The organism is Halorussus amylolyticus (genome assembly GCF_004143485.2).
GTDB lineage: Archaea > Halobacteriota > Halobacteria > Halobacteriales > Haladaptataceae > Halorussus > Halorussus amylolyticus.
Window position 1 is genome coordinate 117,867 of record NZ_ML974131.1, and the last position, 22,356, is coordinate 140,222.

The 22,356-nt window shown below is 56.0% G+C and carries 17 protein-coding genes and 1 tRNA gene; 12 read left to right on the forward strand and 6 right to left on the reverse strand.

Features of this window, described 5'->3' with window-relative positions:
• Positions 1-99 precede the first annotated feature (99 nt).
• Positions 100-744 (reverse strand): ArsR/SmtB family transcription factor, encoded by a 645-nt coding sequence (locus EKH81_RS04540; RefSeq protein ID WP_132056651.1) that lies wholly within the window; start codon positions 742-744, stop codon positions 100-102.
• 162 nt (positions 745-906) lie between these two features.
• Between EKH81_RS04540 and EKH81_RS19730 the strand changes: the two genes are divergently transcribed.
• Entirely contained in the window at positions 907-1,041 is a 135-nt protein-coding gene (locus EKH81_RS19730; RefSeq protein ID WP_274380479.1) for a DUF7859 family protein, read from the forward strand.
• A gap of 42 nt (positions 1,042-1,083) precedes the next feature.
• On the opposite strand, the gene EKH81_RS04545 is transcribed toward EKH81_RS19730, so the two are convergent.
• Positions 1,084-2,106 carry a threonine aldolase family protein gene (locus tag EKH81_RS04545; protein WP_132056653.1) on the reverse strand — a complete coding sequence of 341 codons (1,023 nt, stop codon included), beginning with the start codon at positions 2,104-2,106 and terminating at the stop codon, positions 1,084-1,086.
• A 114-nt stretch (positions 2,107-2,220) separates the two neighbouring features.
• On the opposite strand from EKH81_RS04545, the gene EKH81_RS04550 reads away from it, so the two are divergent.
• On the forward strand, positions 2,221-3,315 hold the full coding sequence (locus tag EKH81_RS04550) for an aminopeptidase (protein ID WP_132056655.1): 1,095 nt from the start codon (positions 2,221-2,223) through the stop codon (positions 3,313-3,315).
• Between the two features lie 353 nt (positions 3,316-3,668).
• On the opposite strand, the gene EKH81_RS04555 is transcribed toward EKH81_RS04550, so the two are convergent.
• Positions 3,669-3,842 carry a hypothetical protein gene (locus EKH81_RS04555; protein ID WP_162224491.1) on the reverse strand — a complete coding sequence of 58 codons (174 nt, stop codon included), beginning with the start codon at positions 3,840-3,842 and terminating at the stop codon, positions 3,669-3,671.
• A 601-nt stretch (positions 3,843-4,443) separates the two neighbouring features.
• Positions 4,444-4,549 (reverse strand) — tRNA-Arg (locus EKH81_RS04560).
• Between the two features lie 107 nt (positions 4,550-4,656).
• Between EKH81_RS04560 and EKH81_RS04565 the strand changes: the two genes are divergently transcribed.
• Together EKH81_RS04565 and EKH81_RS04570 are read left to right on the forward strand one after the other, a co-directional pair.
• The gene (locus EKH81_RS04565) at positions 4,657-5,226 is read left to right on the forward strand and encodes an AAA family ATPase (RefSeq protein ID WP_132056657.1); all 570 of its coding nucleotides are present in this window, start codon (positions 4,657-4,659) and stop codon (positions 5,224-5,226) included.
• On the forward strand, positions 5,223-5,639 hold the full coding sequence (locus tag EKH81_RS04570; RefSeq protein WP_132056659.1) for an RNA-binding domain-containing protein: 417 nt from the start codon (positions 5,223-5,225) through the stop codon (positions 5,637-5,639). The genes EKH81_RS04565 and EKH81_RS04570 overlap by 4 nt, the downstream gene beginning before the upstream one ends.
• Before the next feature lie 15 nt (positions 5,640-5,654).
• Here the strand turns inward: EKH81_RS04570 and EKH81_RS04575 are convergent, their stop codons facing one another.
• The gene (locus EKH81_RS04575) at positions 5,655-6,614 is read right to left on the reverse strand and encodes an alpha/beta hydrolase (RefSeq protein ID WP_132056661.1); all 960 of its coding nucleotides are present in this window, start codon (positions 6,612-6,614) and stop codon (positions 5,655-5,657) included.
• Positions 6,615-6,767: 153 nt separating this feature from the next.
• Between EKH81_RS04575 and EKH81_RS04580 the strand changes: the two genes are divergently transcribed.
• Positions 6,768-7,040 (forward strand): DUF7577 domain-containing protein, encoded by a 273-nt coding sequence (locus EKH81_RS04580; RefSeq protein WP_132056663.1) that lies wholly within the window; start codon positions 6,768-6,770, stop codon positions 7,038-7,040.
• A gap of 49 nt (positions 7,041-7,089) precedes the next feature.
• Positions 7,090-7,812, forward strand: coding sequence for an Nmad3 family putative nucleotide modification protein (locus EKH81_RS04585; RefSeq protein WP_132056665.1), 723 nt, complete (start codon positions 7,090-7,092; stop codon positions 7,810-7,812).
• A gap of 838 nt (positions 7,813-8,650) precedes the next feature.
• Here EKH81_RS04585 and EKH81_RS04590 read toward each other — a convergent pair.
• Positions 8,651-8,986 carry a cyclin family protein gene (locus EKH81_RS04590; RefSeq protein WP_238392118.1) on the reverse strand — a complete coding sequence of 112 codons (336 nt, stop codon included), beginning with the start codon at positions 8,984-8,986 and terminating at the stop codon, positions 8,651-8,653.
• Positions 8,987-9,340: 354 nt separating this feature from the next.
• Between EKH81_RS04590 and EKH81_RS04595 the strand changes: the two genes are divergently transcribed.
• The 6 genes from EKH81_RS04595 to EKH81_RS04620 all read left to right on the forward strand — a co-directional run bounded on the left by EKH81_RS04595 (position 9,341) and on the right by EKH81_RS04620 (position 22,286).
• Entirely contained in the window at positions 9,341-10,429 is a 1,089-nt protein-coding gene (locus tag EKH81_RS04595) for a metallophosphoesterase family protein (protein WP_132056668.1), read from the forward strand.
• Positions 10,426-12,732 (forward strand): ATP-binding protein, encoded by a 2,307-nt coding sequence (locus EKH81_RS04600; protein ID WP_132056669.1) that lies wholly within the window; start codon positions 10,426-10,428, stop codon positions 12,730-12,732. Before EKH81_RS04595 ends, EKH81_RS04600 begins: the two co-directional genes overlap by 4 nt.
• Before the next feature lie 609 nt (positions 12,733-13,341).
• A complete protein-coding gene (locus EKH81_RS04605; protein WP_202935060.1) occupies positions 13,342-16,050 on the forward strand; it encodes an alkaline phosphatase family protein in 2,709 nt (902 codons plus the stop codon).
• Between the two features lie 79 nt (positions 16,051-16,129).
• Positions 16,130-16,798 (forward strand): helix-turn-helix transcriptional regulator, encoded by a 669-nt coding sequence (locus EKH81_RS04610; protein ID WP_132056673.1) that lies wholly within the window; start codon positions 16,130-16,132, stop codon positions 16,796-16,798.
• 317 nt (positions 16,799-17,115) lie between these two features.
• Complete coding sequence (locus tag EKH81_RS04615; protein ID WP_132056675.1) at positions 17,116-21,039, forward strand: ring-infected erythrocyte surface antigen domain-containing protein; 3,924 nt, start codon at positions 17,116-17,118, stop codon at positions 21,037-21,039.
• Complete coding sequence (locus EKH81_RS04620; RefSeq protein WP_132056678.1) at positions 21,036-22,286, forward strand: ATP-binding protein; 1,251 nt, start codon at positions 21,036-21,038, stop codon at positions 22,284-22,286. Before EKH81_RS04615 ends, EKH81_RS04620 begins: the two co-directional genes overlap by 4 nt.
• The last annotated feature ends 70 nt before the right edge of the window (positions 22,287-22,356 follow it).

Genomic DNA, 22,356 nt, shown 5'->3' on the forward strand with positions numbered 1-22,356 from the left:
CTCCCCTTAAGCACAAAATTCCTGTTTCTTTATCGGCCCGGGCGGGGTTCCGCTCGCCCGCCCGGGCGAGCGAACCCCCACACGATGCCCGAATAGGTCTCAGTTCCCGCGATTCGCGTAGTACCACCACGCGAATCCGAGCGCGAGGACGAGCGCGCCGCCAGCGAAAAAGAGGACGCCCGGCGGAATCGCGTTGCTCGCGGCCTCGGCGGTCTGCTGGGCGGTGTCGGCCGACTGGACGCCCAGTTCTCCCGAGGTGTCCGAGGTTTCTGCGTCGCCGCCGGTCTGGCCGACGAACGGGAGTCCGTCGCCGAACGCGAGCTGAATCGCGAGGCTCAGGACGCCGAGCGCGCCGAACGCGCCGATGAGTCGCGAGAGCGCCGCCTTCAGGCCGGTGGTCTTCTCCTCGTTTCCGGCGAACACGACCAACGGCTGGTCGGTCGGCGCGTACACCTTCATCTCGCGACCCTTCTCCGAGTAGATGGTGTCTACGACCTGAATCACGTCGGCGTCCTCCAGTTTCCCGAGGTGGTACTGGGCGTTCTGGAGCGAGGTGTCTACCGACTCTGCGAGCGCGGAGGGGGTCGCGGGGTCGTCGTGGAGCGCGGCCAGCAGTTCCCGTGCGGTCGAGGACGAGAGTGCACCGAGCAGGTCGTCGGCGTCGTCACTATCGACGCCGATGACCCGCGGTTCCGCGGTCTGAGGCGCGGTCGCGTCGGAGGTGGAGGGCAGGAGGTCAGCCATGTGTCGGCGTATTCATGCCCGTAGTATGAATGTTTTCACCTTTCTGTCGGTCGGAGTTCAGATACGTCACGCCGGGCGCGACGAGCGCCGGGGTCGCGAACCGAACGCTTCACTCGTGGGTGCGTCGAAACGAATTTGGTCGCGCGACCGAATCACACGCGTATGGAGTTCATCTACAACAACCCGCTCGTGGTCGCGTTCGTGGCCCTCCTGCTCGGGTTCGTGCTGTTCATGTATCTGTTCATTCGCCGAACCGTCACCGGGTTCCGCGAGGGCGTCGAGGGAGGGCGGCAGTAGACCGAACCGAGGTCGAGAGACCGGCGTTCGGGTGCGGCCGAGTTAGCTCTCGACCGCTTCGCCCACGCGCTCGGCCGCCGCTACCACATCCTCGTGGTCCACGTCCCAGTGAGTGCAGAAACGCGCGACGTGAGTGTCGAACGGCGTTCCGAGAACACCAGCATCTTCGCAGGCGTCGAGGAAGCCGTCGGCGGTGAGGTCCGCGCCCTCGGTGTTCACGAGGACGATGTTCGTCTCGGGGTCCTGCACGTCGAGCCCTTCGATTTCGGCGAGTCGCTCGGCGAGGGTGCGGGCGTTGTCGTGGTCGTCGGCGAGTCGCTCGACGTTTTCGAGCGCGAGCAGGCCGGGCGCGGCGATGACTCCGGCCTGGCGCATCCCGCCGCCGAACAGTTTTCGGACGCGCCGGGCGCGAGCGATGAACTCCTCGCTTCCCGCGACCATCGACCCGACCGGCGCACCGAGGCCCTTCGAGAGACAGAACATCACCGAATCGACGTTCTCGACCATCCGGGCCGGAGACACGTCGTGAGCGACCGCGGCGTTGCAGACTCGCGCGCCGTCGAGGTGGACCGGAACCCCGTCGTCGTGGGCCGCCTCGGCGGCGGCGTCGATTTTCTCGGGCGAGATGGCGACTCCGCCCTTGCTGTTGTGGCTGTTTTCGAGCGAGAGGAGACCCGTACCGGGTCGGTGGAGGTCCTCCTCGACGAAGCCGTCGCGGACCTGCTCGGGCGTCGGAATCCCGCGCGCGCCGCCGTCGAGGGTCCGAACTTGGAGGTTCGAGAGTTGGGCGAGACCGCCGAGTTCCCACTTGATGACGTGGCTCTCGCGCTCGACCAGAATCTCCTGCCCGCGGTCGGTGTGGGTCCGAACCGCTATCTGATTGCCCATCGTGCCGGTCGGCACGTAGAGGGCGTCTTCCATCCCCACGAGGTCGGCGGCACGGGCTTCGAGTTCGTTGACGGTCGGGTCCTCGCCGTACACGTCGTCGCCGACTTCGGCGTCCCCGGCGGCCTCGCGCATCGCGTCGTCGGGCGTGGTCACGGTGTCGCTCCGTAGGTCTATCATGGCCGTCCCTTGCGCGCGCCGCGTGAAATACTCCGTGATGCCTGCAAACGCCGCGACTTCGCCCGTCGATTCGAGACCGAAAGCGGTTTGCCCCCATCGGCAACACTTGCCAGCATGGACTCTCGAATCCGCGAACACGCCGAGATTCTCGTCGACCACTCCGCCGAAATCGAGGCGGGCGACAACGTCGTCGTCAGCGCCTCGTCGGCGGCCGAACCGCTGACGCTCGCGCTCTGTGAAGTCATCGGCGAGCGCGGCGCGTTCCCCTTCCACGTCTCGTACCGAACCGACCGGACTCGCGCGGCGTTCCTCCGAGGAATCGAATCCGACGCCCTCGACCTGCCCGACCACGAACTCGCGCTGGTCGAGGCCTCCGACGTGTGGATTCACGTCCGAGCAGACCACAACGTCGCGGACATCGCTGGCGTCTCGGGCGAGACGATGTCGGCGTTCCGGAAGGCCCACGCCCCCGTCCGCGAGGAAATCCTCGACACGACGTGGGTGCTGACCCAGTTCCCCGCGCCCGCGAACGCCCAGAACGCCGAGATGAGCACCGAGGAGTACGAGGACTTCGTCTGGTCGGCCATCGGCAAGGACTGGCAGGCCCAGTACGAACACCAACAACAGATGGTCGAAATCCTCGACGCGGGCGAGGAGGTCCACATCCGGAGCGGCGACACCACCGACCTCACGATGAGCATCGAGGGGATGACCACCATCAACGACCGCGGGAAGAACAACCTCCCCGGCGGTGAGGTGTTCACCGCGCCCGTCGCGGATTCGGTCGAGGGCGAGGTGCTGTTCGACAAGCCGTTGGTCCATCAGGGCCACGAGGTCGAGGACGCCTACCTCCGATTCGAGGGCGGCGAGGTGGTCGAACACGCCGCCGCCAAGAACGAGGACGTGCTGACCGACGTGCTGAACACCGACGACGGCGCGCGCCGACTCGGCGAACTCGGCATCGGGATGAACCGCGACATCGACCGCTTCACCTACAACATGCTGTTCGATGAGAAGATGGGCGACACGGTCCACCTTGCGGTCGGCCGGGCCTACGACGAGTGTCTGCCCGAGGGCGAGTCGGGCAACGACTCGGCGGTCCACGTCGATATGATTGTGGACATGGCCGAGGACTCGGTCATCGAAGTCGATGGGGAAGTGGTACAGCGAAACGGTACCTTCCGATTCGAGGACGGTTTCGAGGGCTGAGCGGTCGTTTCTGGTCCGGATTTTGCGAGGAGGCGGGCGCGACCGAGCGAAGCGAGGGAGGGGACCGTCGCCGACGTAAAAAGGTGGTCGTGTGCATTCCCCTTCGAGGACGCCGATTCGTCTTCCGGTTCGCAGTTCTCCCCCGAATTCGTCCACTATTTTACACGGCACTTTAAGTAGTCGGGTGAGAGACAGATGTTCCGTGACGAAGGTCTCGTGTCCCGATTGCGGACGTAGCATCGCGATGCACGAACTCGAAACGCGGACCGTAGCGCACCAGAACGACTTTCGGACGAGCTATCGGTGTCCGTTCTGTCGGTTCGGCATCGACGACATCGGCGAACTGCTCTGACTCAGGGGGTGAGTCGGTCCCGGAGCGCGCCGAGCCACCGCGTCAGTAGCGCGGCCCGAACTCGGTGGGGGTCGGCCCGGCGGGCGGACCATTCGCCGAGCGTGGCGTGTTCGTCGCGCGCCCAACTGAGCGTGGCGGTGGTGAATCGGTAGCGGGAGTCCGGAGGGCTGGACATGGGCGGGCCGTCCCACGGGCGGACGGTAAGCTTTCTGATTTCGGAAGAAGCGAACCTCACGCCGTTCGTGCGTCTCGTATTTCCACCGAGCGTACCAGCGTCTGTACCGCGAGCGAACGTATGTGAGCGAGCGGGCCGAGGAACCTTCGAACGAGCGGCGAGGCGACGAAGTCGCCTCGGTCGCGAGAGAGGAGGTGACGCTGGCTTTTGATCAACCTTTTGCCAGCGAGGAGCGCCTTCGGCGCGACGAGCGCAGGAAAAGGTTGACGGGCACGATGGGATTCGAACTACGTCGAGACGTTCCGACTCGCTTCGCTCGTGGGCGTGCGACTCGCCTACTTCGAATCCCACGAGCGACTCGCTTCGCCGCTCGCGGTGTGGCGAGCAGATGAACTGCTCGCCGATTGCTCGCGGCAGAATCAGCGGGCACGATGGGATTCGAACCGGAGCAAGACGGTCGGGGCGTGCGGCGCTTGCTCGCGGTTTCACCGCTCGCTTGTCGAGGCGCTTCGCGCCTCGCACCGGCCGTTCCGGGCATGCGACTTGCAGGGTTCGAATCCCCTTTCGCGCCGGTTCACTCGTCGCTCTGCGACTCGTTGCACGGGCACGATGGGATTCGAACCCACGACCGTCGGATGTCTTCCCCGTTCGGAGCGAACCGACCGGGATAGAAGTCCGACGCTCTATCCAGACTGAGCTACGTGCCCTCGACCACACCTAAACCCCTCGGTGCCAAAAGAGCTTAGGTTTCGAGACCACTCGCATGCTCCGAGGAACACAGCGCTTAAGCGCGCTTCGCCAGTATCCAAACCCAATGAGAGTAATCGGAACCGTGGGGCTACCGGGGAGCGGCAAAGGCGAAGCCGCCTCGGTCGCCGAGGAACTCGGGATTCCGGTCGTGACGATGGGCGATGTCATCCGCCAGGAGTGCCGAGACCGGGGTCTCGACCCCGCCGAGCACCACGGCGAAATCGCGTCGGCGCTCCGCGAGGAGAACGGTTTGGACGCCATCGCACAGCGGTCGCTTCCCGTCATCGAGGAGGCGCTCGAAGACAGCGACACCGTGCTGGTGGACGGCATCCGAGCGGGCGTGGAAGTCGAGCGGTTCGAGGAGGCGTTCGGCGACTCGTTCTCGCTGGTCAGCATCGAAGCGCCGTTCGAGGTTCGAGCCGAGCGCGTCTCCGAACGCGGTCGGGACAGCACCGACGACAGCGAATCGCTCCGCGAGCGCGACGAGCGCGAGCGCGGATTCGGCATGGACGCCGCCATCGAACGCGCGGACGCGACGATTCGAAACACGGGCACGCTCGCGGCGTTCCACGAGAAGATTCGCGCGCTCCTGACCGAGGGCGTCGAGGCGCTCGAACGGGTGGAGACCGCATGATTTACAGCATCGACGTTCAGATTACCGCGCCGGTCGAGGACACCGAACTCGGCGACAGAGTCGCCGACGCCGTCACGAACATCTTCCCCGGCGCGGAGGTCGAGGAGCGCCATGGTGAACTCCTCGCGGAAGCCCACTCGCTCGACCACCTCTCGGAACTCCTCCACCGGCAGGAGATTCTCGACACCGCGCGCGGCGAGTTCTTCGAGAACCGCCGGGGCGACACCTTCTCGTTCGACCTCAAAAAGCAGGCCGCGTTTCAGGGCGTGGTCAACTTCGCAGTCGGCGCGCCCGACGAACTCGGCGACATCCACGTCCGGGTCCGCGTCGAAGAGCCGACTGTCGAGGAGTTCGTGGATTTCGTCGCGCCGCCCACCGAGGAGGGCAAACCGATTATGGACGACGAATCGTAGCGACCGTCTCCGATTTCACAGCGACCGTAGCTCCGCACCGAGTTCGTCCAGCGCCTCGTCCGCCGCAGTCACCGCCTCGCTCGTGCTGAGGAAGCCGTGGGGCATCTCGGGGTAGTGGTCGTGGCGAACCTCGACGCCAGCCTCGACGAGTCGCTCGGCATAGGCGATACCCTCGTCGCGCAGGGGGTCGAACCCGGCCGTGAGCACCGTCGCCGGAGCGACTCCCGAGAGGTCCGGCATGCGGAGCGGGGACGCGTAGGGGTTCGCGCCGTCCACTTCGCTCCGAAGGTACTGGTCCCAGAACCACTCCATGTCGGCGCGCGTCAGGAGCGGCCCGTCGGCGTTCTCGGCGTACGAGTCGGTGTCGAAGGCGTGGTCCGTAATCGGGTAGAACAGGAACTGGCGGTCGAGGTCCAATTCCTCGGTTCGCGCCCGGAGCGCGGTCGCGGCCGCCAGATTTCCGCCCGCGCTGGTGCCGCCAACGGCGAGTCGGCCGGGGTCGCCCCCGAACGCCTGAGCGTTTTCCGCGACCCACCGGAGCGCGGTGACGGCGTCGTCGAGTGCGGCCGGGAAGGGATGTTCGGGCGCGAGTCGGTAGTCCACGGAGACGACCGCACACTCGCCCCTCCGCGCGAGTCGCCGACACACGCCGTCGATGGAGTCGAGCGTGCCGAGGACCCACCCGCCGCCGTGGTAGTAGACGAGGACTGGGACCGGATTCTCGGCGAAATCGTCGGTGCCCTCGGCGTCACTGTGGCGATAGATTCGGAGGGGAAGACTCCCGCCAGGTCCCGGAATCGAGAGGTCGCGGACGAAATTCACGTCGGGCGGGTCGCCCCCGGAGAACACGTCGTCCTCGACGCGTCGGGCCGAATCGACGGACATGGCCGACCACTCCGGAACGCCCTGGGCTTCGATTTGCTCGATGACGGCGACCACCTCGGAGTCGAGTTCGGTTCGCAACGGCTCGGTCATGCGTCGGCGTAGGAAGCCGAGCGTGAAAGCTGTGGTCGTCTCGGACGGCTGTGGTCGTGTCGGGACGCGCTGCTGCGAACTCGTCTCGTTCGTGCTCGACTGGACGGACTCGCCGACGGAAGACCAAAGTACCATGACACCGTATACCACGATATGGGCGTGTGGGGATGGATAGTCCTCTGCGTGCTGCTGTTCACGCTCCTCCAGTTGTTCGTCTACCGGTATCTGCACGGCGACGGTGACGGCGCGCTGACTCGGTCCACGCTACCGAACGGCGAACTCGCGACGGTCGAGGAGTTCGCCGAGTTCGACGACTCGCGTCGGAGCGGCGACCCCTCGGTCGTGATGTGCCCGCAGTGTGGCATCGAGAACGAGACCGGCTACACCTACTGTCGCAACTGCGTGAATCCGATGACTCCGCGGTGACTCGCACGCGGAAGCACGGCTTTTTGGCGTCGAACCACCGAGAGAGGGTATGGCCCGCGCCGTCGCAATCAACGTGGGAGCCAACACGAACGCGCCGGGGGTCAGAGGTCCGATTCGCCCCGACGGTTCGTTCGAGTTCGTTCCCATCCCCGAGACCGAACCGATACGCGACTCGGCCGACGTGCCGACGTACGCCGATTTGGACCTCGACACCGAAATTCCCGCGAGCGCTGTCGAGTCGCCGGTCCACCTCGACCCCGAGTTCGCGGAGTATCCCGAGTGCGAGGCGTACACCTACGGCGACCCGCACGGCGTGAAAGCCCGACCGCTGCTGGAGTTGGAGGCGGGCGACTACGCGCTGTTCTACGCCACCCTGACGACTCACGGGGAACCCGAGAAGCCGTGGATTTCGCCCGACTGGGGCGCGTACCTCGTCGGCCAGTTCCGCCTCGCACGCGACCCCGTGGCGGGTTCGGAGTACGCGAGCTTATCCGAGGACGCTCGCTCGGCGTTCGAGACCAACGCCCACTGCAAGCGCGCGGCGTTCGACGCCGCGGTGTTGCTGTCGGGTGACGAAGCGGAGTCGGGTCTCTACGAAACTGCGGTTCCGCTGAGTGCCGCCGAGAAGGGGTCCGAGGCTAATTGGGTCGTGACTGAACTGTCGAGTGACTCGGGGAAGGGTCCGTGGTGGCGGCGGCCGATGAAGTTCGGTGAGGTGGAAACTGACGAGGTGTTGGGATTGGTGGACGGTGGGTACGAACTACCGCAATAATCGCTCTCGTGCGATTTGAAAGTGTAGCAGGATGCGCCGACCGGGAGTCGAACCCGGGCTATGAGCTTGGGAAGCACCTCGTGTCACACGTGCGAAATTTCCTGTCACCCACCCCGCAAACCATCATCCTTCCAGCAACTTTTCACACGCAACCTCCCCAACATCGCCGTTCCGTCTGGCATTCTCCCGTGTTGGCGGTTCCGAGCTCCTCGGCTCGTAGTACTATCCCCGATTTTATAAAGACCCGCGCCGTGAACTCCCAGCTTATTCGCTCAAGCCGAGTTCATTTGCAGCGATCGATCTCTGATTTGAAGCCAGAATCTTAGACAAATCCCGGATTTTCCTGTTACCAGACTATATTGTTCTGTATGGCGCCATTTTCCACCGAAATAATTGAAGTAGGTGCTAGGTCGAAGATGGCTACTGTACCGGCGGAGACTCCCTACTCGTGGAAATTGCGTTCCGAGATTCTACGAAAAAATACCGGCTGAATAAGCTCCCACCTTATCCACGGGGGTATAATCGGTTGCGTTCTCAGCCCAACTCGAAGATGGCTACGGCGTTGGTGTCGCTTCTACAAGCGATTACTGAGTGAGAACGGGTTGCTTGATAAGGAGACGGAGTGGGCTCTGAATCAAGTCCGCGACGTCCGGGGTGACTTTGTCCACGAATCGATTGAACTATTCGGAACGGATGATCCAGAGGAGGTGCTTCAGATGACAGACAGATGTGTTACCTAAATTGAAGATGTGGATAATCAGCTTCACACCCACCTCGACAAACACCAGATCTATCACTTATTGATTGAGAAACGAAGAGAGCGACGATAGAATAGTTATCACCATCTAACGGAACCTATTCGGGTTTTATCAAGATGCGGCGACCAGTCCCCGACAATTCCATATGCCTCAAGAAGTTCTTGGTACCGCTTTCGAATAGTGGCATCACTTACTTCACTTACATTAGATATCTCACTTTGCGTTCTTTTACGATTTGTCAGAAGAGAAGCTGCATAAACTGCTCCTGCGGCAACACCACTAGGAGATCTTCCAGATAGCAAGCCTTGTTCCGCGCTACAGTCAATCAACTTCTCTGCTTTCACTAGAACTACAACCGAGAGATCCAATTCAAAGCATATTTCCTTGGCCATAGGCTTTGGATCGTTGATCTCCATCCGCATAATACTCGTTCACACAGCACTATCAAGTTTAATTTCTATTTGTCCATTCTTTTCTTTAGCCCTCGTTAGCTGCCGTATCGATATTTACTAAGAAGTGTTCCAGAGAAATCCCCAGGAATTATAATTGTATTTATATTTTTGATTCTCAGTAGTCCCAAGGGTTCCGATGCAGCCATTACTCTTCACTACCTATCCACCATACATATTAAATATCCCTAGTTGTTTCTATCGTAACCATTTAATCTACCAGCTGATTTTCCAATGGCATTGCACCTGAGACAAAAACGAGTATCACCCTAACGACTATTTAGGTCCTGGAATATGGATGCAGATGGTAGAGTATAAATAATGGTGCGGGTTCTGCACACAGCCGACGTCCATCTGGCACCTGACGCCGACGAGCGAGAGGCAGCGTTGGACACAGTTCTCTCACGAGCAGACGCCAAAGACGTTGATCTGGTCGCGATTGGCGGGGATCTGTTCGATAGCGAGGGTGCGGCTGAACAACTCAGAGAGACGCTCCGGGAACTGTTTTCTGACCGCCTGTATCCCATCTTGACCATTCCAGGGAATCACGACGCTGATGCATTCCACAGCAATCTCTTTTTCGGCGAGCAATTCATACCAGCGACCGAGACGCCATTTGACCATTTCGTCGTCGATGACGAATTGCGCGTCACGTACCTTCCATATACACCACAAGCCACTGACGACTTACTCATCGACCTCCAGAATCGCGAGCCCTTCGACGGCACAGAGGTTCTCCTGCTGCACTGCAGTCTCGAAGCACCGATCCAAGGCGGCGTCGGTGACGAAGGCGAGCAACGGTATTTTCCGATCACAAAAGAACAGCTCGCCGAACTGGAGTTCGACTACTACCTCGCCGGGCACTATCACTCCCAGCATCACACCGAACTCTCGAACGGCGGCACGTTCGTCTACCCAGGAACGCCAGCGTCAGTCACACGCAAAGAAACCGGGCGACGAACAAGCGTCGTCATCGACACTGACGCCGCACAGGACGTCCAACTACAGCATCTTGATTCGTTCCACTACGACTCACTCGACCTCCGCGTAACCCCCGGGAGAGAAGACACCGTCATCGAGGAGATTCGCTCACAGGTGGCCAACTGGGACGAACAGCAGGTCGCACTGGAGATTACCGTTGACGGATACACTGAGATGGGGGAAAGAGCGTTCAACGACATGCTCACCGACGTTAGTGGCGACGTGCCCGTCGAAAACACGACCCGGACAGTTGAACATATCCTATCGCATCCGCTGTTCGAGACGTTTCAACAGCGCCTCGAGGAGCGGGACCAACTAAACGCAGTCGAAGAGCGCGATGACTACGACGTCGAGAGCTTCCAGGACGAAATCTGGGAAGAAACCCTGGCAGTGTTCGCTGACCTGTCCGCGGAGGGCAAGCTTACATGAAACTAACCGACATCCACGTTGATCGGTATGGCCCACTCCCCCGGCTGGCGCACGAGTGTAAGGACAACTTTGAGGTGTTCTACGGCCCGAACGAATCTGGGAAAACACTACTACTGGAGGCCGTCCTGAAACTACTCGCACCAGATATCGATTCGACACTCCCCCACGTGTCTCGCGTTGACGAATCTCCGACCGGACACGTCGTGGTCGAGACGAACGGCACCGAACAGAAGCTCGGAGATGACACTGTTCTGAGAGATATTGCTGATCTCTCGCCCCGACACCTGCGGAATATCTTCGTCGTCCGGGACAGTGATCTACGGCTCCAGGACGAACACGAGTTCTACGATTCTGTCACCCAGCAGATCGGTGACCTCCACACGAACGAAATCGACACAATCCAGTCTAACCTAGTGGATACAGGTCGACTGACCAGCGTCGAAGGACGGGGCCTCTCGTCGGCACGGTCCCGTGATGATGCCGCAGACGTCCGGGACAACGCTACCGACCTCGCAACGGACATTCGTGACTACGTCACCGAGGCCCAAACAAACGATATCGCAGCTACCGAGCGAGAGTTCGTCGCGGTCAAAACTGAGCTTCAGCAGTGTGAAAGCGCCCTCACCGTCCAAGAAGCCGCCGAGACGTGGGATACGCATTCGACGCTCACAGAGCGGCTCGAAACATACACAGAAGCGACAGAACAACTCGACGACGAGGTCTCGCAATCGACCCTCGAGCAGCTGGAAGAGTTCGACCGTGAGATTGCTGAAGCCGACGACGAGATCAACGATCTTGAAGACAAACGCAGTGCCCTACGCGAGGAGCGCACACAGTTTGAAACCGAGAAAGAATCCGTCGACGCTGAGGTAACGCCGCTGGAAAAGCGAACCGATGACGTCGACAGCGTCAAGCAGGCACTCGATTCGTTCCGAGACACGCACGGCGAGTCAATCGGCGCATCGCGTGGGATGGCTTTCGCGCGGTACGTTGCCCTTGCCGGGATCGGGTTAGGTGGCGTCGCGGCCATTCTCGGAAGTACTGTCGCAGGTGTGCTACTCACAGTAATCGGTGGCGTCGGTGCGGGGTGGTACGGCCTCCAGCATCGGTCGATAACTGCCGCTGAGCGGGAACGCAAACAGGTACTCCAGCAGGCACGAGACGCGGGCCTTGACGTCAGCGCAGTTGCCGAGATTGGGACGGCAGTGAGAGCGTTTCACGACGAATTGGAGAGTCTTCAGAATCGTCGCGATGAACTTGGGCAGAAAATCGAGGTAAAGGAGAAACTCATCACGGAATGTGACGAGGCGCTGCAAACCGAACGGCAGGACCGCCAAGCGAACCGTGAGGAGAAACAGGAATTGCTCCAGCAGGCTGATGTCGCTAATATTGAAGAATACCGTGAGCGGGTGAACACGTCTGCAGAACTCGAACGGAAGCGTGCTCAAGCCGCTCAGAGCCTCACAGATGCGCTCGGCATACCCCCTGGCGATGACCCGACCGAGGACGCCAAGATCCGGTATTGGGAGTCGGAGCTGGATGCGATGGCCTCCGAACTCGATGAGAGTGTGACCGCGGATGAGTACGACTCGACCGAATTAGCCGACCTCCGTGAGGAATACGAGCAACTGCAACAACGCCGTGACAACCTGAAGGACCAACTCGAGGCTCACGAGCGACGTCTTCGAGAGTTCGACGACCGGATTCAGGCCATTTCGGCCCGTCCATTCCTCGATACATCGGTAACACTTCAATCACGCTCGGTCGAGGGACTGCAGGAGGTCGCTCACGACCTGGATCAGCTCGTGAATCGGATTGAGCGTGATGCAGATATCGCACGGGAAGCGCTTGATATCTTCGACGAGATACAGATGGAGGAAGAACAGAAAATCACTGACCTCTTCGGAGAGGACAGTCGAGCGGCAGACGTCTTCCGGAGGATTACGGATGACCGCTACACCGGCGTTACCTACGATGCAGTAGAACAGGTGCTACAGGTGCAACGCAACAGCAACGAGGTCCTCACACCGCAGCAACTGAGCCACGGGACGACGGAGCAACTCTATCTTGCGGCCAGAGTCGGACTTGCAGAGCAACTGCTGAGTTCAGAACCAGGGTTTTTTATCATGGACGACGCCTTCCTCCCGGCAGATCGGACCCGGCTTCAGGACGGATTTGACGTCCTTCGCGAACTCGCTGAAAACGGCTGGCAAATCCTTTACTTCACAGCAAAGGACGAGGTCGGAACCGATCTCGTCGATACGCACAATCTGCGCTGTCGAACGCTTGATCGTCTCGGGTAGTGCTCATGTCCGAGGAGAGCCATCCGAAATGACTTCGTAGGGCCTTGACTCGGTCCAACGCCGTATATAGACTCACATAACAACCTTTATTTTCCCAGCTTAGATACAAAATAGTCTTTCGTCCGCTGGACGTTCGATACGTCTAAGAGGATAATAACAGATACGATTGGCTGGGTCGCATCCGCGAGGTCGGTCGTCACGTGGTAAAGGACATCGGTCAGAATTGAACCGGGCTATGAGTTTGAGAAGGTGTTATGTTTATGAGTTGTCATAAAGCCTGTCCGCACCCAAAGGAGTCGACCCGTCGTAGACTTGGGTGCAGGGTGGGCCGACTCGCACCAGCGCACTGTCTCGTATTTTCCCGCGTCAGCCGTCGGGGGATTCCCGTCGCGAACTACGACCGTCGAGTATATAAAAAAGCGCGCTGTGAGTGCATGGCTTACACGGGTAATTTGAGCGGATTCGCTCGTCAGTGGTCTGGTCCCTGCAGCTCATTTTGGGCTCGTGTAGCGTGGTTCAATGCCGATGCGGAGGTTTGAACATGTTCATCTGTTAGGAGGTGCCATTCAATGCAAACTTTCAAGGACTGTTCTTACCTACCGCATGACTATGCTCACATATCTCGAAGAGCGCTTTCGGGACTCTTTTGATTTTTCGCATCTACAAGAGTTGAATCGGTTTGAAGCGGTATTACGCGACGGGGAGGGCAAGATCATTCTTATCCCTACACAGTATCCTATCCCAGCGGGTGAACAGATCCTAGAGAGCTTGACCGAAAATTTTAATCCAGTGCAGGTGTATGAGATGCCGACATCCACCCGCGAAGTCCGTGAAACAGTGTACGATGGGATGGAGTTTCTTCTTGAGTACGATGGTGAGGCTAGAGTACTGTTCTTTTGCCCATATACGATGACAAACACGCATATTCCGGGTGCCGACCTCGTTCCCTATACTGTTTTAGAGCATCAGCTTGCTGATTTCACCGATAGACAATCGGTGTATAACATATCGAATCTTGCATACGAAGAAGACGAGGCTCCATCAATCGATGAGTTCTTACTCGGCCTCACGCTGTCGATCAGCTTCGATGTCCAGATTGATCCTGACCCCTTGCGGCGGACGTCAAATTGGGAGTCACTGTATATTCCATTCAAATCTTTATTTGAGGCGGCTGCACCACTACGGCAGCAGTATCTTGACGTTCTGGGGATTGAGAATATAGACCTATTTGATGGGTTGCCAGAACAATCGCAGCGACGTATTATCGAAGCACGGTTTGCACAGGTATATGGAGATGAGGCATGGCAAGAAGAGCCGACGACAAAGGCCCCGGTTGTCGACCGCCAGTTACACCGGTTGGCAACTCGAGATCCGGGCTGTATTGATCTGTTCAGTACGCTGCTCTTAGAACGGATCGTCCGACGATCTACACAGTACAACTCGGAATTGGAGCCACTGTCACCGATTGAGCTGGATCGTACGCGGCTTGAGGAAGTCCAGCTGGAATTTGAACGTTTGACGAACGGTGAGTCACTGAGTGCTGGACAGCCATTGGAAGATATCGAGGTACTTGAACCGTATTTTGGGGTGTTGCTTACGCATCTCCCCACAGATGCACGTCAACGGTTTGCTGATACGGCGCGTACGCGGTTCGACAACTATGCTGATCAATTTGATAGTATGGATGAGGATACGGCGACGAGTATCATCCAGAGTACCATTTGTGTTTTCCTCCAGGGTGTTTCTGAAGCATCTCTAATTGGTCAGGAGCTGGAGACAGCCTTCTTTGATAACCTGGAGCTATGGGAGGAGCTCTTTGTAGACACGTTAGAGGCACTACCGCGAGCGCGACATCAGTTCGAACCATACCGGACACTCACACCGGTGAATCAGGCGCTTGATCAAGCAACTGTCCAGCAAGAACGGAACCAACGGCAGGCTGATATTGAGTCACAACCTGTTTCCTTTGAAGATTTAGACCAATTTCTGAGCGATTGGTGTGAGTTCGTCTGGACCCAGGTGGTTGAAGAGCGACAGATCGGTGAGGATATCGACGTCGCTGATGATGCGTTGGCAACAACGTTCGCTACGAAATACGATGAGTTCTCGGATCTGATCGTCGAGAACTACGATACGATTGAGCAAGATGATCAGTTTATTCATCTCTCTAATCTGCTGTCGCCTGCTGAGCATACGCGAATAATAATTCTAGTCGACAGCTTCGGGTATACCGACTATCGGATGCTTCAGTTTACAGATCGACCAAGTATTGATCCCGATACGGTTGATATTGGGTACTCGAATATCCCGTCATATACGCCGTCAGCTATGACGACGTTTTACACGGGTCTTCGACCACGGGAAACGGGTATCTTTGCCCGGCAAGTGAAAAATGACGGGCGGAGTCTTCTGATGACGCGTCAGACTGTGACTGAGGCAGATTTAGACTTTGTCAACCGCGAGTGTGTCAATGCCTTCCAGCTTTTCCAATCACCTGATTACGGGGATAGTGGTATCACGATGTTTTCTGATGCTGTCTGTCAGAACATGCGGCGAGAAGCAATCCAATATGAGGGGCTTGACGAATTCCCAACAGAGTTTGAAAAGACCTTACGGAATGAACTTGAACGGTACCAACAAGCCTTAGATGGAGAACTGCGCCCTGAAGCCCGCGAAGCGTTCGAGTCTGATTTCGTGATTTACGTTCCGGAGTTTGACAGCTTCCTCCATGACGAGCTATCGAGCTCTGAGTTCGATAACTATTATCGTAAGTTAGCAGACTTTCTCGCCAATCTCGTCCAACGGTGTCAATCAGTAGCCAAGGACGCACTTAGTGATCGCGCCGAAATAATTGTGACTGCAGACCACGGGGGAATTACACGAGAAGAGACAGAGTTGCTCGAATCGCAGAGCCCAGACGAATTCAAAAATGGGCTTCTCACTGAGAATGTATCGTGCTATCAAGCAGTTACCGATGAGGATGATGACGTAATCGGTATATATCCACCAGATGAAGCCGAAACCATGACAACTGACAGTGATAAATCTGCAAGCCCATATCTTGCTTCTGGAGCGAAATTTGTCTGGGCATGGACTGATGATGATCCCTCTACCCTGTTATCTGAGTTCGAATCAACGCCAGGACTTGATGTGATGCGACCAAACCAGCAGGGTATTTTCGATACGCCACAGATCGGCTTGGTATCTCGTTATAACTGGAAAAATCAGAATAGTGGGGCGCACGGTTTCCATGGCGGAACATCGGCCAGTGAGATGGTTATTCCAGTTCTCCGATATGAGGTGAATAATGACGAATAAGTCGTTCCCTCGGATGGGGAAATCACATCTACTGAAGTCGGTGCGGGAAATCGTGGAGGCGATCCGGTTTGGAGGGCCGATGTCAAAGGAAGAGCTTCTAGCCGAAATGGAGCGGATCAACGGTGAACACGGTAGCCAGGTCTATATTCAACAGGATGATGAATATCCAGCGTTCAAGTTTCTTTCTTCTGAAGAACGGTGGTTGCAGGCGATTGTGCCTAATGACGAAGGCAAATATGAGCTTACGGAGAATGGTGAGCGGTTAGTCAATGCTCGGGATTTTGAGCAGGAATTATTTGATCTGCTGGAAGAACGCTCACGGACACAAATCACCGATTATCACGAGATTCTAGAAGCGATAAGCCGGCGAGTTGAGAATGGCCGGTTAGAGATAGGTACCTCCCGGAATAGTAAGTTTGAATCGATGCTGACAGAGCCAAATAGTTATTCAGCGAGTCTCACAGCTAATTTTCTGAAAGAGTTTGGTATCATACGAAAGGAGGGACGAACATGGGTTATTGACCCCGAGAGATTTGCTAAGCTTCGGCGTAATGATGAAGAGATGGCTATCGGGGTTCTCCAACAGCATAATGGTAGAATGGCCAGCGATGAGTTTAGAGACTATCTTCAAGATGAGCTTGGGTGGACCAAAAGCCGGGTCGAGCAGGCTATAACAACACTTGAAGAGAATCGTCGTATCGAGCATCAACGAGCGGAAGGAACTAATTGGATAACGTCTAAAGGCTAATATGAATCCGACAGACCTGAGCGAGCGTGTAGAAGCACATGTGCATGACCGGCACGAGAGGATGGCAATTATTGGCTTTGATTCGGTTGATGACGAGTACACAGTCTTCGACCTAATTGGAGAGTTACGAGAGCTCTTCCCATCGTATCAAGTACGGTTACTTCGACCGTCCGAAAGGGATACTACTGATGCTCCTAGTATTGTGTTTGTGGCTGACAAATCTCAGTTGAGCGAGGACAACGTAGCGCCAGGGACAGTTTACCTCATCGATAATACTAACAACCTCAAACGAGAACTCGTCCGATATACCATAGACAATGACTAAAGCCCAAGCAAAAGAGAATACTCTCCGACTTCTCCAGGTTACGACGATTGACGGCTTTCAGGATGAAGCTGACCAGCTATGTGAAGAACAAGATCTTCCCACGCTTGAGGCTTTTCGTCAAGATGGATCGCCAGTCATCATTACGAAGACGCGACGGCAGGTGCTGAACGGGATCACAGAGCAACTCGCTGATGAAGAGGCTAGTGGCGTTGTTTTGAGTGGTGCATACGGGTCGGGTAAGACGCTGCTTCGCTATGCTATTCAGTCACTGTGTGAAGGGCCTGCTACATTTGATGGCGAGGACTTCGAGCAGATCCAATATGGACGCAAAGAGATTGACTGCATTGAGGTCAGTGTTCATAAAAACCTGACACCGGCTGACTTCCTGCAATCGATTTATCAGGGGCTTGTTGAAGCCGGCTCCTCAATTAGTGAGGAGGATTTGTTAGAAGCGTATACTGATAACCGCCGACGATTGACGTTCCATGCTCTTAGAGAAGAGATTCAGGACGAGTACATTGACACTTGGAGAGATCCCCAGTCTCTTGAGGAACTTGCTGAATTGATCAAGGAATTACAGACTGGAGAGGCTGTTAAAACAATTGAATGGTTCACTTCCAAGTACGAGGACATTGAGGGCCATGTTCCCGGAATTTATGTTGATGAATTCGAGCAGCTTCACCGGGAGCGTCAAAATAGGCCGGACGATGAATTTGATCCCCGCACGCTCAGAATCAGCCAAATTCTTCTTCGAAATGCAGTAGATCCAGACTCGGAAGTTCCGTATATTCTCTTTGCAAACACGTTCAAGTTCGATAGAATGGGAGAATACCTTGGTATCGAGCGCGACGATCTTGAACGTGCTCAAGATGCCATCCATTATCCTATCGACCTGACATTCGATGAAACGGTCGATCTATTTAACAAACTCTACCGGATGTACGCCCAGCAGATTCTTCCTGATTACTCGGCTACGGAGGAGTGGCTCGCCACGTTAAGTAGCGCTGATGAAGATTCTGACGACTACATCTATCCATTTACACAAAACACAGTTCGGTTCGTCGTTAGCTTCGTCGATACAGTGGAGCTGGGAGATATCGAGGTTGTCCAGTCGTTCCGTGACGTGAAGGATATTCTTGTGGAGTTACTTCGGGAATGGGACTGTGAGAGTGACCGTATCATCGATATGGAATTCCTCTATCAAAACGGGGACACAGTTAGAAATTCGGCTCGGAACAACATTGTCAATCTCCAAAACTTCCCTGGCTCAGAGCGTGTTGTTACAACTATTGAAAGTGACTATCAGCAGGCATCCGATTACCACACGAACGTTATAAAGATTCTTACAAAAGCGGGGATGCTCAAAGAGTCCCCTGATCCTTCGATCGACGAAGATCAGCAGTATTTTACTTTGGATGGGACTATTGAAATCGCCGAGTCAGCAGGGGTGCCCCTTACTGATGAGGACGAGGTAGCTGAGGTATGGGAAACTGCATCTGCACGAGATTATTACTCATTGGAGTCTGATCGTTTGCTCTTCAATCGAGAACGGTTTATCGAGACATCGAAAGGAGAAATCACGCGTTCGTTGGAACAGCAAGTCCAGCTGGATGTCGAAGATCATCAATTGTCGTCCAAGTCCTTGCTTTCACTATGGAGTCAGTTCCTGGATTCGGAAACGGGCGGGGAAGTGACCACAGCAGAGGAAGACGACTACCTGATATACAATCCGGATCGCGGGAATTTCCTAGAGACGCTCTATATTTCATTCGGCGAATCAGTGCCTCCATCGTTAGATGAGAAAACCATCGAAGACGAACCGCAGCTTGAGATGGTTTTGGCCTTCACGCCTGCCGAAGATGACAATGAGCTCCCTGTTGAGGTGAGCTGTGAAACCGTGGATTGTGAGCCTCTGTCACTCAATGCACCTGAAATTGAGGAGAACTTCGTCTCCTTCTTCGAGGACGAATTTGAGACGCATTTCACTGAGGATCATTATGTCGAACTTCTTGATGCGATCAAGGAAGAATACGACGAGTATTCTGAATTTGAGGCCTACACGCTCTTTTTGAAGCTAGGGTTGCAGAATGAGTTGCTTGAAGACTCCCTGTCCGAACGACTTCGGCAACAGGTCGTCCAACGAAGTCTCTTCGATCTCTCCGGACTGAGTCGTACCGCAACCCGAAGCAAGCAATTCTGCTACCGGACGCTCGGGTTCGAATATCAGGACTACAACGCCGGTGAGCTTAGAGATGCCGTCTACGCAGTCCGCCACTACGGTGACTTTGGGAACTCACTCTACTATGATGAGGCTATGTTAGAGGAAGGCCCTGATGCTGGCATAAGCCGCGCTAGACAATCGCCAGAGGAATTCAGGTCGTTTGTCGATAACAAATTGAGTGAAGAGCAGTTCGTGAACGGCGATACGTTACAACCAGACTATACGGATCGCATGGATGCGATCATGACGCGGATCGCACAGAATGTTGACCAGACCGAGGACGATGAAGCAGTGACGTATGCCGATGTTGTTGAGACGATCTTCGGTGTCCGTGATCTCAGTCGTCTCCAGAGTTATGCAGAGGTCGGCATCTATCTCGTCCTCGCTATAGGGGATGTACTGGAACAAGGCCGGTGGAGGATCAACGACGATGTTGACCAAGCAGCAGAGATCACCGTTGAACCGCCATTAGATGCTGAAGCTAAATATGAAGACGTTCGTGACGGCCTCCAAGGCACGATTGAGAAAGTAGTCCTCGACAAAGCAGCTGAAAACGACGCGGAATCGAATATCGATGATCTCCAAACAAAACTAGGCGAAATTTCACCAGACGATCAAATCGCCCACCTCAGTCGTATTGAAGAAGAACACGTCGTGCCCTGGGAGGGGGACTACGAAGAGATCATTGACCGTATCGATGACGTGCGGTCGGACGATGCATATGAGGATACCCCGGTTTCGCAATATCTGAGCATCCTTGCTGAAGAACTACCCGATGATGACAAGCACCTCTTGTATTTGATTGAGCAGCCGTTACGTACCCTGCTCAGTGAACTCGAAGACGCGCAGTCAGCTATTCGAACACGGAAAAAGCTCCACGACCACCTTGATGTACTAACTGCGTTCCCTGACGATTTTGATCGGTCTGAGTTAGAGAATCCTGATATCCCGATCATGACAAAGGTGGCGTCGCATACCGAATCCAGTGATCCTCGCAATACTATTGCGAATGCCACGATTCAAGAGGATCTTGGAGCACTCTTCGACGATAGTTCGGAGACGACTGTCGACGATGTACTGCCTGGCCTCAAACAGACAATCAATAACCTTGTTCCAGATACGTCAGACGAAGACGATGAGGCGGCCGATTACGATGAACTAGAAAAACAGCTCGAAGAAGATATTGAAACAGTAGATACACGGATAGAGGCGCTTCGATCACAGTATCACGAACAGGTGGAAGATGATCAGCAGTGGGCGAACGATCTGCAAAGAGAGTTCCTCAGTGAACCTGGTCGACTTGGAAGTGCTCGCAGCAATCTTGACCAGTGCTACAATGCGTTGGATGTCTCTAACGATGAGCTCCCGGAAGCAGAAACGTTTAGCCAAAACTGGCGGCGGTGGCAAGAACTGGAACAGCAGATCAAAGAAGATCTCTTAGAGAACGATACGGTCATCAGTCGAATCCCCGACTTCGTTGAGGACATTGACGGAGAGGACATAGCTCGTGCAACCGATACCGATGTCCCTGAGGTGATCAACCAGTTAAGTGATGAGGAGTTCAAACAGCTACTAGAAGGAACGACTCATGAGCAACTCCAAGCCTTCTTTGTGGCGCAACGCGTGCTTCAACGCATGGAGGACGACGAGCAGGACGATGAAGAGCTTGAACAACCAGCTGAGGTGGATCAATGATCATTGGCGGTGACAATGAAGAGTTAGCTGGATATATCGGCCGCCAGTTTGAATCCGATGAACTTCTTCAAGAACAGGTTCATCTAGATTTCAACGCGCCCCACATGATCACCGTGTGTGGGAAGCGTGGGACCGGGAAATCCCATACGCTCGGTGTCCTCATGGAGGAGCTGATGCAGCTTCCCCGCGCAGCGAGGGATAATCTCACAGGCCTTGTCGTCGATGCGATGGGGATCTATTGGAGTCTCCAGGTCGAAACAAGAGAACCTGACCTGCTCGCTGACTGGGATATTTCACCAGATGACTTTCCGGTCACGGTCTACTACCCCGCCGGACTGGAGGAAAAATACGAAGACGTCAGCGAGTATTTCCATGAAGGCTTTGAGCTCTACCCATCAGAACTCTCAGTGGATGATTGGTTATATCTTCTCGACATTGATGAGACACAGGCCCAGGCGGGATTACTCTCTGAGGTTATTGAGCTGACTGAAGATGAGTTTGGCTCCTTCTATGGCCTGGGCGATCTCACGCAGAAAATCGAAGAATCAGATGAAAGCTCCAATGTCAAAGAAGCACTTCTCCGACGGCTAGAGAAAGCAAAGTCATGGGGGATCTTTAGCGCCTCAGGAAGCCGTATCGATGAAATTGTCACAGGTGGCGACTTTGTCATCCTCGACCTGAGCGGTGCGGGGGCGCTTCCATGGAACGTCCGGACCATGCTTACCGGCATTTTGGTCCGGAAAATGTACAACCAGCGGAGTTTCGAGCGGAGCCGCGAGGAAGTCAGCCGGATTAAAGGCCAATTCTCAGAAAGCGAATTCCCCCTTATCTGGCTCTTCCTCGATGAGGCACATCTCTTTGCCCCATCCGGTTCAAAGGAGCCGAGCACAGAACCACTGGTCGAATGGGTACGACAGGGCCGCCGTCCAGGGCTTTCACTCGTCATGGCGACCCAACAGCCAGGCGCTCTCGACTCGCGGATTCTCTCCCAGTGTGACACCCTTATCATCCATCGACTTACTGCAGGTAAAGACTCTGAAGCAGTCGGTGACCGTATCTCAGAGCTGCACAACACCCGTCAAATAAGTCACTACATGGAACAGATTCCTAAAGACCCTGGCTACGCCTACGTGATGAACGACGATTCGGAAAAAATTGTACCTGTCAAGATTCGACCGCGACAGAGCTGGCACGCAGGGGGCAGTGCAAAATTAGAGGAATATCTGAATCTCACCGAGTCAAGCTAATCGGTAATCTGAGCGGCGGATTTTCACGGGATTATCGTTGAATCCAGGTTGTATGGGTATACATTAAAAT